A 16,740-nucleotide genomic window follows, 5' to 3' on the forward strand; every position below is an offset into this window, starting at 1 on the left:
CACCACCATCACCCTGCACGAGGGCGACTACACCCTTCTGCCCGACGGCACCTGGACCGCCAACGTGGATGTCTCCTCGTTCAACGACGGCACCCTGACCGTGACCCTCGACGCCGAGGACGCAAACGGCAACAACGCCGCACAGGTCACCGACACCATCGCCAAGGACACCGTGGCGGACGCTTCCTCGGTCGACATCGCAGACTCCGGGGCCGATGGGGTGATCAGCTCCACGGACGATCTGGGCCACACCCAGCTCTCCGGTTCCATCGAAGCCGGCGGCCGTATCACCGGGCTCACCATCTCCGACGGCTCAACCACCATCACCCTGCACGAGGGTGACTACACCCTCCTGCCCGACGGCACCTGGACCGCCAACGTGGATGTCTCCTCGTTCAACGACGGCACCCTGACCGTGACCCTCGACGCCGAGGACGCAAACGGCAACACAGCCGCACAGGTCACCGACACCATTGCCAAGGACACCGTGGCGGACGCTTCCTCGGTCGACATCGCAGACTCCGGGGCCGACGGCGTCATCAGCTCCACGGACGATCTGGGCCACACCCAGCTCTCCGGTTCCATTGAGGCCGGCGGTCGTATCACCGGACTCACCATCTCCGACGGCTCCACCACCATCACCTTAAATGAGGGTGACTACACCCTTCTGCCCGACGGCACCTGGACCGCCAACGTGGATGTCTCCTCGTTCAACGACGGCACCCTGACCGTGACCCTCGATGCCGAGGACGCAAACGGCAACACCGCCGCACAGGTCACCGACACCATTGCCAAGGACACCGTGGCGGACGCTTCCTCGGTCGACATCGCAGACTCCGGTAACGACGGCGTCATCAGCTCCACGGACGACCTGGGCAACACCCAGCTCTCCGGGACCATCGAAGCCGGCGGTCGTATCACCGGACTCACCATCTCCGACGGCTCAACCACCATCACCCTGCACGAGGGCGACTACACCCTCCTGGCCGATGGGACCTGGACCGCCAACGTGGATGTCTCCTCGTTCAACGACGGCACCCTGACCGTGACCCTCGACGCCGAGGACGCAAACGGCAACACCGCCGCCCAGGTCACCGACACCATTGCCAAGGACACCGTGGCAGACGCTTCCTCGGTCGACATCGCAGACTCCGGGGCCGACGGCGTCATCAGCTCCACGGACGATCTGGGCAACACCCAGCTCTCCGGTTCCATCGAGGCCGGCGGCCGTATCACCGGGCTCACCATCTCCGACGGCTCCACCACCATCACCCTGCACGAGGGTGACTACACCCTCCTGCCCGACGGCACCTGGACCGCCAACGTGGATGTCTCCTCCTTCAACGACGGCACCCTGACCGTGACCCTCGATGCCGAGGACGCAAACGGCAACAACGCCGCACAGGTCACCGACACCATCGCCAAGGACACCGTGGCCGAAGCGTCCTCGGTCGACATCGCAGACTCCGGGGCCGACGGCGTCATCAGCTCCACGGACGATCTGGGCAACACCCAGCTCTCCGGTTCCATTGAGGCCGGCGGCCGTATCACCGGGCTCACCATCTCCGACGGATCCACCACCATCACCCTGCACGAGGGTGACTACACCCTCCTGGCCGATGGGACCTGGACCGCCAACGTGGATGTCTCCTCGTTCAACGACGGCACCCTGACCGTGACCCTCGATGCCGAAGACGCAAACGGCAACACCGCCGCACAGGTCACCGACACCATCGCCAAGGACACCGTGGCTGACGCTTCCTCGGTCGACATCGCAGACTCCGGTAACGATGGCGTCATCAGCTCCACGGACGACCTGGGCCACACCCAGCTCTCCGGTTCCATCGAGGCCGGCGGCCGTATCACCGGGCTCACCATCTCCGACGGCTCCACCACCATCACCTTAAATGAGGGTGACTACACCCTTCTGCCCGACGGCACCTGGACCGCCAACGTGGATGTCTCCTCCTTCAACGACGGCACCCTGACCGTGACCCTCGATGCCGAGGACGCAAACGGCAACACCGGCGCACAGGTCACCGACACCATTGCCAAGGACACCGTGGCGGACGCTTCCTCGGTCGACATCGCAGACTCCGGGGCAGACGGCGTCATCAGCTCCACGGACGACCTGGGCCACACCCAGCTCTCCGGTTCCATCGAGGCCGGCGGCCGTATCACCGGGCTCACCATCTCCGACGGCTCCACCACCATCACCCTGCACGAGGGTGACTACACCCTCCTGCACGACGGCACCTGGACCGCCAACGTGGATGTCTCCTCGTTCAACGACGGCACCCTGACCGTGACCCTCGACGCCGAAGACGCAAACGGCAACACCGCCGCACAGGTCACCGACACCATCGCCAAGGACACCGTGGCGGACGCTTCCTCGGTCGACATCGCAGACTCCGGGGCCGATGGCATCATCAGCTCCACGGACGATCTGGGCCACACCCAGCTCTCCGGTTCCATCGAGGCCGGCGGCCGTATCACCGGGCTCACCATCTCCGACGGCGACACCACCATCACCTTAAATGAGGGTGACTACACCCTTCTGGCCGATGGGACCTGGACCGCCAACGTGGATGTCTCCTCGTTCAACGACGGCACCCTGACCGTGACCCTCGATGCCGAGGACGCAAACGGCAACAACGCCGCACAGGTCACCGACACCATTGCCAAGGACACCGTGGCGGACGCTTCCTCGGTCACCATCGAAGACTCCGGTAACGACGGCGTCATCAGCTCCACGGACGACCTGGGCCACACCCAGCTCTCCGGGACCATCGAAGCCGGCGGTCGTATCACCGGACTCACCATCTCCGACGGCGACACCACCATCACCTTAAATGAGGGTGACTACACCCTTCTGCCCGACGGCACCTGGACCGCCAACGTGGATGTCTCCTCGTTCAACGACGGCACCCTGACCGTGACCCTCGATGCCGAGGACGCAAACGGCAACACCGCCGCCCAGGTCACCGACACCATTGCCAAGGACACCGTGGCAGACGCTTCCTCGGTCGACATCGCAGACTCCGGGGCCGACGGCGTCATCAGCTCCACGGACGATCTGGGCCACACCCAGCTCTCCGGGACCATCGAAGCCGGCGGTCGTATCACCGGACTCACCATCTCCGACGGCTCAACCACCATCACCCTGCACGAGGGTGACTACACCCTTCTGCCCGACGGCACCTGGACCGCCAACGTGGATGTCTCCTCGTTCAACGACGGCACCCTGACCGTGACCCTCGATGCCGAGGACGCAAACGGCAACAACGCCGCACAGGTCACCGACACCATAGCCAAGGACACCGTGGCGGACGTATCTGAGGTCACCATCGTAGACTCCGGGGCCGATGGCGTCATCAGCTCCACGGACGATCTGGGCCACACCCAGCTCTCCGGTTCCATCGAGGCCGGCGGCCGTATCACCGGGCTCACCATCTCCGACGGATCCACCACCATCACTTTAAATGAGGGCGACTACACCCTCCTGGCCGACGGCACCTGGACCGCCAACGTGGATGTCTCTTCGTTAACCGACGGCGCCCTGACCGTGACCCTCGACGCCGAAGATGCCCACGGCAACACCGCCGCACAGGTCACCGACACCATTGCCAAGGACACCGTGGCGGACGCTTCCTCGGTCGACATCGCAGACTCCGGGGCAGACGGCGTCATCAGCTCCACGGACGATCTGGGCAACACCCAGCTCTCCGGGACCATCGAAGCCGGTGGCCGTATCACCGGGCTCACCATCTCCGACGGCGACACCACCATCACTTTAAATGAGGGCGACTACACCCTCCTGGCCGACGGCACCTGGACCGCCAACGTGGATGTCTCTTCGTTAACCGACGGCGCCCTGACCGTGACCCTCGACGCCGAAGATGCCCACGGCAACACCGCCGCACAGGTCACCGACACCATTGCCAAGGACACCGTGGCCGAAGCGTCCTCGGTCGACATCGCAGACTCCGGTAACGACGGCGTCATCAGCTCCACGGACGATCTGGGCAACACCCAGCTCTCCGGTTCCATTGAGGCCGGCGGCCGTATCACCGGGCTCACCATCTCCGACGGATCCACCACCATCACCCTGCACGAGGGTGACTACACCCTCCTGGCCGATGGGACCTGGACCGCCAACGTGGATGTTTCCTCGTTCAACGACGGCACCCTGACCGTGACCCTCGACGCCGAAGACGCAAACGGCAACACCGCCGCACAGGTCACCGACACCATCGCCAAGGACACCGTGGCGGACGCTTCCTCGGTCGACATCGCAGACTCCGGTAACGACGGCGTCATCAGCTCCACGGACGACCTGGGCAACACCCAGCTCTCCGGTTCCATCGAAGCCGGCGGTCGTATCACCGGACTCACCATCTCCGACGGCGACACCACCATCACTTTAAATGAGGGCGACTACACCCTTCTGCCCGACGGCACCTGGACCGCCAACGTGGATGTTTCTTCGTTCAACGATGGCACCCTGACCGTGACCCTCGATGCCGAAGACGCAAACGGCAACACTGCCACACAGACCACTGACATCATCACAAAAGACACCGACGCTTCGGCCACCATTGCTGTCAACCCCATCACGACCGATGATGTCCTCAACGCCACGGAAGCTGGCGGCACCGTTCAGGTCTCAGGCACCGTCGGCGGCGACGCCGCCGACGGCGACGTGGTCACCTTTACCGTCAACGGCACGCCTTACCAGGGGACGGTGAACGCAGACGGCACCTTCACCGTGAACGTGGCGGGCTCCGATCTCGCCTTAGACACCGAGTTCACCGTCACAGTGACCGGTACCGATGACGCGGGTAATCCCTTTACCGCCTCTACTGAATCCACCCACACCGTGGACATAACGGCAAGCGCACCGTCCGTGGAGACAACCGATGTCACAGGCAACGAAGACACAGAGATTCCTCTGGACATCTCTGCCGCCCTCACCGACACCGACGGCAGCGAGACCCTGTCTGCCATCACCATCGGGGATGTGCCCGACGGCGCCATTCTCAGCGCAGGCACCGACAACGGGGACGGCACATGGACCTTAACCCAGGACCAGCTTGACGGCCTCACCATCAAGCCGCCGGCCGACAGTGATGTGGATTTTGACCTCACGGTTACAGTGACATCCACGGAGATCGGAGGGAACACCGCCACCACTACGGAATCTCTCCATGTTACGGTAACGCCTGTTGCGGATGCGCCTGTGATCGATTTTCAGGTGAGCAGCGACAATGTGGTGAGTGACGGACTGGTGGGACATTGGGTCTTTGAGGAAAATGGTGCCCCCGGAGGAACAACCCACGACCTTGTGAACGATCAGGAAGGCACCTTGACTGGTGGTGCGCATTCTGCAGGATCGGACCACAACAACGGTGCCCTGGTCCTGGACGGTGACGGGGACTACGTGGATGTCTCCGGGGATTACACCGAACCGCTTTCCGGCACGGCGACTCTCTCTGTCTGGGTCAAGCTCCCGGACGGGTATACGGGAGGAGACGGGACCAACACCATTGGGTGGAACTCTCCGAGTATCATCGGCTCCGAAAAACACGGCGGGACAGACGATATCCAATGGGGATGGATCGACGACGACGGGCAGATCAACATGGGGGTTGGGGACAGCACCGGGGCCGGATCCACCACGGCCGTAAACGACGGGCAGTGGCACCATGTGGTCATGACCCGGGACCATGAAACCGGTGAGACCAAGATGTACGTCGACGGTGTTCTTGAGGACACCAGAGTAACAGAACCCGGCATCAGGGATGGCATGGATCTCAGCGGATTCGGTGCGACCTTCGGATCCGACGGCAACCACACGTACCTGGAAGGCCAGCTCGATGACATCCGTGTGTACGACAGGGTATTGACGGATGAGGAGATCTCTCAGATCCACACCTATGAGTCCAATCAATCTCAGTATGACCTGATCGGCATGGAAGGCGACCCGGTCTCCATTACCCTTGGAGCACAACCGACGGACACGGACGGGTCGGAGTCCATCACCTCCATCGTGCTCTCGGGTATCCCCACGGGTGCGGTTCTTACCGACGGAACCCACACCTTTACCGCCACGGATGCCCTCCACGAAATGGACGTCACTGACTGGGACCTGTCGAACCTGACCATCACCGCCTATGCCGACGCCCAAGACAGCTTTGGACAGTCTTATACGCTTACGGCCACGGCAACGTCCACCGAAGCCGACAGCGGCGCTTCGGCGTCAACCTCCTCATCCCTGGAAATTTACGTCATGGACTCTGCTCCCGTTGCCGTGGATGACACGGACAGTGTCGGCTTCAGGGGCACAGCCACCGGTAATGTCATCCTGGGTCAAGGAGGCGAGGACATGGGTGCCGACGATGTCGATGCCGATGACGTGACTCTCACGGCCATTTCCTTTGACGGGACGACCTATACCTTTGCAGATGACGGTTCCCTGATGAATGGATCGGATATAGTCACAAACAATACGATCGTGGGCGACCACGGCACGCTGCAAATCCATCAAGACGGAAGCTACACCTACACGTCCTCAGAGCACTGGCATCCCCACTGGTGGAACCTCGAAGACAGCTTTGACTATACCATTACCGACTCGGACGGCGACAGCTCCACGGCTTCCGTCACCATCCGCCATGATAACCTGTCTACGGTTGCCGACAGCGCCGTTGCCCACGAGGCAGGCCTGCCCGAAGGAACCGAGGCAGCCACTGATTCAGAGACCGTTACCGGCAACCTGTTGGACAACGACATGGGTGTGGACGGCGATGCCTTCATCTCAAGCATCACCAGCGGAGCCCACAGCGACACGGAGGCATCCGGCGGCCAGCTGAGTATTCAGACGGACCACGGCACTATCACGGTATACACCGAATCCGACGGCCTTCACCGAGCAGGGGATTACGAGTACACCCTGGAGCATCCGTCCCAGGGTGACGATGTGGTGGACACCATAAGCTACACGATCTCGGATTCCGACGGAGAACAACTGACCGGATCCCTTACGGTAAACATCCAGGATGACGCCCCGACAGGTGAGACTGTAACGGCAGATATCCATGAAGACGCGGCGGACGTAAAAACCACCAACCTTATTATTGTGCTGGACCGATCCGGCAGTATGGCCTTCGACATGGATGGGAACCGCGAAAATTCTCCGGACTTTGACCCGAACAACGTCCGCATGGATATCGCAAAGGATGCCCTTGCCGCCATGTTCGATTCCTACGACAACCTCGGCAACGTCAACATTCAGTTTGTCCGATTCGAGAACTCTGCCGTAAAATCAGAGTGGTTCATGGACGATAAAACCGGGGCCAACACCTACCTGAACGAGATCCATGCCTGGGGCGGCACCGACTATGACGGCGCGCTGGACACGGTAAGACACGATTTCGATCCCCCCGAGGCAGACAGCACACTGCTCTACTTCATCTCTGATGGAGAACCCAACCGGGGCGATGAGTGCAACCAAACCGAATGGGAAAACTTCCTCCAGAACGAAGGAAGCTCTATCGATACGGTCTTTGGAATCGGAATTACCGAAGATTCAACGCTGGAAGCCCTGAACCCCATCGCCTGGCCCAACCCTGCGGACCCGAACGACCCCGACCCCCACGTGGTCCAGGTCCACAACGCCTTTGACCTCAAGCAGACTTTGCTTGAGACGGTATCTGAAGGGATCGTCAAGGGCGATGCTACTCTCCTGGCCACCGAAGGCAACGACGGTATTCACCTGGGCGCAGACGGCGGGCACCTCCAGTCTATCCTGGTGGACGGGCAACTTCACACCTACGATCCATCCGGCTCACCCACGGAAAGCATCACCACGGCTCGGGGCGGTATCATCGACATCAACTTCGAAACCGGGGAGTACTTCTACACCATCAATCCCCATGACACGGTCTCCGGAGAGCAGGAGGTCTTTGTCCTCACAGCCGTAGACGGTGACGGCGACACCACGTCCGTTGACCTCATCATCAATCTGGACTACGTGGCCGCCATTGATGCCAACCACGACACCATCATCACCAACGCGGCCCTGGGGGATGACCTGTCCATAGACTTTTCTGCCCTTCTGGCAAACGACTCTGGGGCAAACAGCATCGATGACGGAAGCATCCATGCCGAAGGCAGTACCCAACTGACCCAGTCATCCGATCAGGTGACCCTGCACGATCTTTCCGACGGCGATGCCTTTACCTACGACATCTCTTCGGGGGACGTCTCGGACACGGCCAAGGCCGAGGTTGTGGTGGAGGATAATGCGAGCCTTTACGGCACCATCGGCGACGACATCCTTGTGAACACAAGGTCCAATTCCGGTACGTTTTCTATCCTGGCTGATGTCGAAAGGGGCTGGACTGGTGATTCATCAAATCAAATGGGTATCCAGTTTACGAGTGATACGTCTCTGTCCATCCTGGCTGTCACCATCAACCTGGGTGCAGGAGGAGATAGTGACGCTATATTTAATCCTTTTTTCCCCGCTTTCACCGGTCCATTTATCGGGGACCGCACCTCAGGAATTTCATCTGACGATGTGACCTTTTCGTTCTCCGAAGATCACTCCCAGATGACCATAACCTTCGAACCGGGGACCTTTACCTCACAGGAAGAATTCCGGTTCGGCATCGAGACGGAATTCCTGAGTAATAACAAAGGCAATGCTTTCGGTAAGCAAGATGTCGGCATCACCATATCCCTGAGTGACGGCAGTGAGGTGTCCGGTACCTATGACCACCAGGGCAACACAAGCCATGTCACCATTGAAGGCACCACCGACAACGCCCCTGTCCATCTCTACGGCAACGAGGGAGACGACGTTCTGATCGGAAACGACGCCGATGAGATCTTCGACGGCGGCCAGGGCCACGATACCATCCACGCAGGCGGAGGGGACGATACCATTGTCTTTGATACCCAGGACGCCCATGTGGACGGCGGCGAAGGCACCGATACCCTGAGAATCTCCCAGCAGGTCCTGGACTTCAGCGCCCTGGACAAGGACGCGGTCACCAACATTGAAGCCCTGGATCTTACTTCGGACAGTGCCCAGACCGTCTCCCTTACCTTGGAGGATGTGCTGGACATGACCGGACCGGAGAACGTGCTCCACGTCTCAGGGGGCGACGGTGACCAGATCACCGTAGACCTCTCCAACTCCGGCGACGGATGGACACACGACGGCAACGGGCTCTTCTCCAACACAGACGGCACCCAGGTGCAGATCGTCTCCGTGGACGATGCGGACAAACACATCCCCATCTTCACCGACGACGGCACGGCCATCCAATAAAGCCGTACCTGTCCAACGTGTCTCCGGTGGGTTGTTTTGTCAAAAGCGGCCCACCGGAGTCATAACCTCCCGTCGAACGGGAGGCGTGAATGTTAAGCCTATCTCTGCGCCTAAAGGCCCCATACCCCACTACCGGTTAGGTTTCTTTTTGACCTTGGTCATCGTTTCGACCATCAGCATGTTTTCATCACCATTTTGTCCCCCTTGATCCCGGGAACGCCGCACTCCGGTGCGGCATAGGTAACAACGGGCAAAAAAGCCCCACAGGAGTGCGGTGCTCCGTTTCAGTGCGTCTCACTTAGCTCGGCTCGCCCGAAGGGTGAGAAAATCGAGCAGAGAACCGTGAATGACATTTTGAAGCACTTTCGTGACAACACACTGCAATCACAGCTTATTATCCCGGCTTCGTCGTTTTTCCATAAAATATCCGGGCTATGGGGAAATGTCCGGGCTATGCCCGGGCCCTGAACGTTGACCTGTCGCCAGCCCCTATAGTATTGTGGTGCTTTTGAAAACACCAAGCAGCCACAGGATGACAATGAATAAACCAGAGGTTATTAAGAAACGAACGCGCACGGCTCAGAAGAAAAGCAAGGGACAGGTGGAGGCCGAAATAAGCAGTGCGCTGCTCACGTTTGAAAAAGAGCATATGGGACGCGGTCCGGTGGATGTGAGGAGCCATATCATCGAGGACATGGTGCTGATTCGCCTGAAAGGCGTATTGACACCGGCTGAGCGACATCTTGCAACGGATGACGCCGGTACGCAGCTCATCAAGCAGGTCCGGGCTAAACTTCTGGAAAATGCCTGCGACATTCTTGGGGATGTCATCACCGGCATTACCGGCATCAATGTGGTCAGCTTTCATACAGACATCAGCACCAAAGCGGGAGAGCGGATTATTGTCATTACCTTTGAGCAGGATGTGGAAGAAAAGTTTTCTTACAGCTGATGGTGGCAGTATATAAATGAAAAAACTGCGATGACAGGCGCCCACTGACGCAACTCACGCGTACTAAGGGTCCATGGGGCTTCCGGCCATGCAGACAAATAATAATTGACACCTGAATTAATCTTCCATATGCTCGGGGTCAATAAAAATTAAAGGTAGTTTGGTAGACAAAAAGAGGATCGTACCTTCTTTTAAGGGGATCAGCTTCGAATAGGCCAACAGTGTAATCGCTGTTGGCCTTTTTTTGTGCGTAAACCAAAGGCCTTTACTTTGCCGAGGGGCTTGTGGAAGCCTCAAATAAATGGAATAATTGGAGAATGAGTCTAACAGAGCATGGAGGTAGAACGATTCCCCCAGGCTCCTCTCAACACATAGCAGGTGGCCCTGAAGTGCAGGAAAACCCCTCGCGCACCTTGGACCGCTGAATACATGGCTCCCCAACCCGGATATTTCACGAGTCGAGTGCGCCCATATTCAAGGCATCAGAGCTGCAGATGTCGTTGTTTACCTCAAAGCTGTGATAACGCAGAAGATGGGTGCACTCGGCTCGCCCGAAGGGTGTGAAAATCGAGCAGAAAACCGTGAATTACATTTTGTATTTTACAAATGCTTTATTGCTTTATCTCAATCGTTTTCGCATGAAATATTCGGGATAGACGAAACGGGAAGGTTAACCAATGGCCGATACAATTTTGTGGGGCACCGGCATAGAGGATGTTGCCGAAGGCATCGGCCCCGGTCAATTGCGGGACATGTCCCGGGTCTGCGGGCCGGATGGTGAATCCCCCTTGCACTGGAGCCCGGCATGCCTCGTTTCGGAAGGCCCCGGAAGCAGATGCTGGGTCTCAGGAAAAAGCGAAAACCTGCCTGTGTTTGTGACCGGCCCCTGTGCCTCCAGCATGCAGCTCGCCTGGTGTTTCCACCTAAAGAATCTGTTGCCTGAATGGGGCTCGGTACTGGCAGCAAGCCAGTGGGCTGGCAAAGGGCAGCTGGGAAGGCAGTGGCATTCACCGACGGGAAATATCTACGGCACAATACGCCTGCCCTCATCGGCCTTGCTGGAGGTAGACTGCCTCCCGCTGCTTGTGGGGTATGCGCTGGTCACAGCCCTTGGATCCATTGGCGTACAAGCGAAGCTGAAATGGCCCAACGACCTGGTCATGGGCAACAAAAAAGTGGGCGGGATTCTCATCGAAGAAAAGGGGGGCGTGAGGATGGTGGGCGTCGGTATCAACCTCACCTCGAACCCGCCCGAAGAGAGGCTTCGCAGCGACAACGCACTTGCCGCTGCGTGCTTGAAGGACTTTGGCCATAAGGGCCTGTCTCCCCTTTCCCTCTGGCAACACCTCGTAACGACAACACGGGATAGTTTACGTACGTTCACTTCATCCGATCTGCCGGAACTTATGGCAAAAATCCTGCCACATCTGGCATTTGCGGGAGACATGGTGCGGGTTGAAGACTACGCAAACCCGCCTTATGAAGCGAAGATACTCGGTTTATCATCCAACGGCGGCTTGAAGCTGCTTACACGCAGCGGAACAACCATCGTCCGGTCAGCAAGCATCTACCCTTTGCACGTTTGAAATAGAAAAGGAGAATCACGTTGAAAGAAACGACATTTAAGCAGGTTGTCCAAGATTTGAAAGGCATGAAAATATTGGTGGCAAACCGGGGAATCACGGCCAGGCGCATCGCGCGCTCCATACGGGAGCTCGGAGCCATCCCGGTGGTAACGGCTACGGATGTGGATAAGACCGCCCCCTTTACCGCCGGCGCCCAGGAACTCATTTTGTTGGGTGAAAACCCCAGGGCCTACCTCAATATCGACCAGATCATCGCCGAAGCCAAAGCCAGAGACATCACCGCGATTCACCCCGGCTGGGGCTTTGCCTCGGAAGATGACATCTTTCCCAAAAAATGCGCCCAGGCGGGCATCCTGTTTATCGGCCCTGAAACCGATGCCATGCGCCTTCTCGGCAACAAGGTGGCGGTGCGAAAACTCGCCCGGGACCTGGGGGTTCCCATTGTGCCCGGCTCCGACGGCGCCGTGACCATCGAAGAGGCAAAAACCATTGTCAAACAAATCGGGCTGCCCGTCATGCTCAAGGCGGAAGGCGGCGGCGGAGGCCGGGGGATCTATGAGATCACCCGCGAGGACCAGCTTGACAGCGCCTTCGAAAAGGCCACGGCCCTTGCCCACGCCACCTTTGGCAACCCCCGCCTGTTTGTTGAAAAAATGTTAACCCAAGTGCGCCATATCGAGATCCAGGTGATCGCGGACAAGCACGGAAACGTCTTCGCCTTTGACGAGCGGGACTGCACGGTCCAGCGAAATCACCAGAAGCTCATCGAGATCACCCCCTCCCCCTGGGCCGGGATGACCCCTGAGATTCGAAGCCAGCTTAAAGAGTACGCCCGAAAACTGGTCAGGGAAATCGGCTATCACTCACTGGCAACGGTGGAGTTCCTGCTGGATGCCGACGGCACCCCCCACCTCATCGAGGTCAACACCCGCCTTCAGGTGGAGCACGGGATCACCGAGTGCCGATACGGGGTAGACCTGGTGGAAGAACAGATCGCCGTAGCCTTCGGTGCCCCCCTGCGCTTAAATGATGAGACGTGCAAACCCAACAATTACGCCATGCAGCTTCGGGTCAACTGCGAGGACCCCCAGGATAACTTTGCACCCAACGCCGGAAAAATCACCCGGTACATCTCCCCGGGGGGACCGTCCATCCGCCTGGACTCCTGCATCTCTTCCGGCTATGAGTTTCCTTCCCAGTATGACTCTGCGGCGGCACTGCTCATCGCCTACGGCCAGAGCTGGCCCAAGACCCTCGAGGTGATGAACCGCGCCCTCACTGAGTATATTGTGGGCGGACTCAAAACCACCCTGCCCTTCCACGCCAACATCATCAACCATCCCACGTTCAAGGCCGGAGAGTGTGACACCAAATTTGTGTTGAACACGCCGGAGCTGCTTCACTACAAAGACAATGAGCAGGAATCTGTCAGGTTGAGCCGACTTGTGGCAGAAATCTCGGCCTTCGGACACAACCCCTTTGTCGAGCTGGGAGACTACAGAGGGCGCGAAGACAAGCGCCTCGGGAGCTTCACACCGGTGTTGCCGGAGGTCAGGCCCGGCAATGCCCCCTCCCCCTATCCGCGATGTGACCGAAAGGCTCTGCTGGATTACGTCAGGGACACCGATCATGTTCACTTCACGGACACAACGGCCCGGGACATCACCCAGTCCAACAGCGGCAACCGGTTCCGTCTTGCCGAAGACATGATCATGGGCCCCTATCTTGACGAGTGCGGTTTCTTCTCCCTGGAGAACGGAGGCGGCGCCCACTTCCACGTCGCCATGCTGGCCAACATGACCTACCCGTTCAATGAGGCCCGGGAGTGGAACCGCTTTGCCCCCAAGACCCCCAAGCAGATCCTGGTCCGGTCCACGAACCTCCTCGGGTACAAGCCCCAGCCCCCCAAACTCATGCGGCTGACAGGCGAAATGATTTGCGAGGACTTTGATGTGGTGCGCTGCTTTGATTTCCTGAACCACGTTGAAAACATGCGCCCCATTGCCGAGGTGGTCATGAACTCTCCGGGCAACGTCTTCGAGCCCGCCATCTCCCTCTCCTGGGCCAAAGGGTTCGACGTTCCCCACTATATGAATGTCCTTGAAGAGATCATCGCCATGGTCTCCTCCGTCAGCGGCCTGACCAAGGCCCAGGCGGTGAGGAGCTTCATCATCGGCTTAAAGGACATGGCCGGTGTGTGCCCGCCCAGGTTCATGCGGCAACTCGTTACGACCATCAAAGAACGGTACCCCGAGCTGGTGATCCATTACCACAGACACTGCACCGACGGTCTGTTTGTCCCCGCCGTGGGCGAGGCAGCCCTTGCCGGAGCCCATATCGTCGACACCGGCATCGGCGCCGCAGTGCGGTGGTACGGCCAGGGCGAGGTCCTGTCCACGGCCGCCTACATGGAAGGCGAGCTGGGCCTGAAAACCAATCTTAACAAAGAGATGATCCGTGACACCGGCTTTGTCCTCAAACAGATCATGCCGTATTATGACCGCTACACCGCCCCCTACTTCCAGGGCATCGACCATGACGTCGTCTCCCATGCCATGCCGGGCGGTGCCACCTCCTCCTCCCAGGAAGGGGCCAGGCAGCAGGGTTACATCCACCTTCTGCCCTACATGCTTCGTTTCCTTGCAGGAACCCGCAAGATCGTGCGCTACCACGACGTGACGCCGGGCTCCCAGATCACATGGAACACTTCCTTCCTGGCGGTGACCGCCGCGTTCAAACGGGGTGGCGAAGCCGAAGTGCGGCACCTCATCGATATCATGGATGCCGTGGCAGGCGTCCCCGAAGAGGAGATCGACGAAGTCTACAAAAAAGAGCGCCTGATGCTCTACCGGGAAAGCAACGATGCCTTCCGCAACCTCCTGTCAGGGAGCTTTGGCCGCCTGCCCCTGGGGTTCCCGCCGGACTGGGTGTATGAAAGCGCCTTCGGTGCCGGCTTCAAGGAGGCCCTGGAGCAACGCACCGAAGACTCCCCGCTGGCGTCCATTGCGGACATCGATATCGAGGAAGAGACCCGGCAGCTAAAGGCCCACCTGAAGCGAAACCCCTCCAGGGATGAGCTGGTCATGTACCTCAACCACCCCGGAGATGCCTTGAAAACCATGCGGTTCCGGCAACAGTTCGGCAACCCCAACAGGCTGCCCCTGGACATCTGGTTTGAGGGCCTCAAGGTGGGATCAGAGCTGAACTTCAAAGACAGCGACGGCAAACCCCATCAGATGTCCGTCATCGACATCTCCGAGCCCGATGACCAGGGCCTGAGCTTTGTGCGCTACACCCTGGATGCCGAAACCTACAGCTATCCGGTGAAGGTCGGTGAAGCCGTCAACGGCAAGGCAGGCGCCGTGGAGATGGCCGACAAAGCCAACCCGGCCCAGGTCGCCTCCCCCACCAACGGCGACTTGTGGATCGTCTACGTCCTCCCCGGAGACATTGTCAAAAAAGGGGAAGAGCTCTTCAACATCACCATCATGAAACAGGAAAAGGCGGTTCTCTCCCCCATGGACGGCGTGGTCAAACGGATCGTCAAACACGCCGACTACAAAGAGGATAAAAAAATGGTGCCGGTACGGGAGGGAGAACTCATCGTCGAACTTGGCCCCGTACAGAGCACCTGCCCCAACTGTTCGGAACCCGTCACCGGAGACGGATTCAAATTCTGTCCTGCATGCGGACATAAGTTAAGCTGATCCCCCTGACCCGGATATGTCTAAAATGCAAAATACAATGTAACTGTTTAGCACTTGAAAAGCTGCCTCCGGCGGCAAGGGTGGCGAAGCCACGGTAGCGAAAACACATTGAAAGCAAATTGCGAATGAGCTTTGCCCCCATGTCATGGCGTAGCCGCAGGCGAAGACGGATTGCCTGTCGCGCCGTAGCCCATTGGTGATGGTCGAATGGGGACGCATCGACATGGGCGTAGGCGGATTCCGCGGGTCATAGCGCATCCGCCTTTCAATCAAACGTCGACCTTGGTCATCGTAAGGCCACAGGTCTGTTCACATTCCCCCAAGCACCCTTGTCCTTTGGAGCGCCGCACTCCGGTGCGGCTCGGGTAGCGACGGACTAAAAAGCCGTCCCATGGTTTCATGGGACGGCTTTTGTTCTTTTTAGCGGCCTTGATCATCATTTGGGCCGCGACCTGCAAAGAGCCGATTCGTCGGCATTCGCAGTGGAAAATCCACTGATTCCTGAACAGCCAGTGCGTATTTCTTATGAATTGATGGAGTGGAGCGACACCTCCGTCAGCACGGTTAGCTGTCGCGCCACTTTTTATCTGAAAGGCTTTAATATCAGATACAAATTTGATTTCAAGCACATTGCTTATAGCAAAAGACCAGGCCTCACAAATACCTTCTTGCAATTATACGATCCAAAGAGTAAGAATTTAAAAGCTTGGCTATATACGGACAGTCGCCTTTGTGTTCAGCATACAGCTGAATGCCCGAGAAAATGATGTGTAAATTTAAAAGTAACAATATTAATAACAACAAACACCGATGACATCCTGTAAGGATGTCTAAAAATGCCAGAAATATAAGAATATACGACAAATCAGTCCCGTATTCCGGCATATCGTGGATTATGGGACAACGTTGTCGGTTTTTCCCTTTGAGAAGGTATTATGGGACAGATCGGTTCCCAATAAATGGAATACGGGACATGATGGTCCCATATTCCCGAGGGTCTATGGAATATCGGACAATATTGTCCATATCTACCCCTGAGAGGGTGTTATGGGACAAAAATGTCCACTAATAATTGTTGAACAAACCCGCTTCGCGGGGGATAGTCATTCGAATAGTCTTTATTTACTCTAACATTTCTGTTTTTCATACAAGCTAAAT

5 protein-coding genes are annotated in these 16,740 nt (G+C 58.3%); 4 read left to right on the forward strand and 1 reads right to left on the reverse strand.

Going from position 1 to position 16,740, the window contains the following annotated elements; all coding sequences use genetic code 11:
- Positions 1 to 64: 64 nt before the first annotated feature.
- The 4 genes from MSL71_RS26180 (at position 65) to MSL71_RS26195 (ending at position 15,582) form a co-directional block, all read left to right on the forward strand.
- Positions 65 to 9,337 (forward strand): LamG-like jellyroll fold domain-containing protein, encoded by a 9,273-nt coding sequence (locus MSL71_RS26180; RefSeq protein WP_218951146.1) that lies wholly within the window; start codon positions 65 to 67, stop codon positions 9,335 to 9,337.
- A gap of 538 nt (positions 9,338 to 9,875) precedes the next feature.
- The gene (locus MSL71_RS26185) at positions 9,876 to 10,289 is read left to right on the forward strand and encodes a Na-translocating system protein MpsC family protein (protein ID WP_180147453.1); all 414 of its coding nucleotides are present in this window, start codon (positions 9,876 to 9,878) and stop codon (positions 10,287 to 10,289) included.
- A gap of 677 nt (positions 10,290 to 10,966) precedes the next feature.
- Positions 10,967 to 11,875 carry a biotin--[acetyl-CoA-carboxylase] ligase gene (locus tag MSL71_RS26190; RefSeq protein ID WP_180147456.1) on the forward strand — a complete coding sequence of 303 codons (909 nt, stop codon included), beginning with the start codon at positions 10,967 to 10,969 and terminating at the stop codon, positions 11,873 to 11,875.
- A 65-nt stretch (positions 11,876 to 11,940) separates the two neighbouring features.
- Positions 11,941 to 15,582, forward strand: coding sequence for a pyruvate carboxylase (locus MSL71_RS26195; RefSeq protein ID WP_246317972.1), 3,642 nt, complete (start codon positions 11,941 to 11,943; stop codon positions 15,580 to 15,582).
- 269 nt (positions 15,583 to 15,851) lie between these two features.
- Here MSL71_RS26195 and MSL71_RS26200 read toward each other — a convergent pair whose 3' ends face one another.
- Positions 15,852 to 16,256, reverse strand: a complete 405-nt coding sequence (locus MSL71_RS26200; protein ID WP_180147462.1) for a hypothetical protein — start codon at positions 16,254 to 16,256, stop codon at positions 15,852 to 15,854.
- Between the last annotated feature and the right edge of the window lie 484 nt (positions 16,257 to 16,740).

It is taken from the genome of Desulfoluna butyratoxydans, assembly GCF_900699765.1.
In the GTDB taxonomy this organism is placed as follows: Bacteria; Desulfobacterota; Desulfobacteria; order Desulfobacterales; family Desulfolunaceae; genus Desulfoluna; species Desulfoluna butyratoxydans.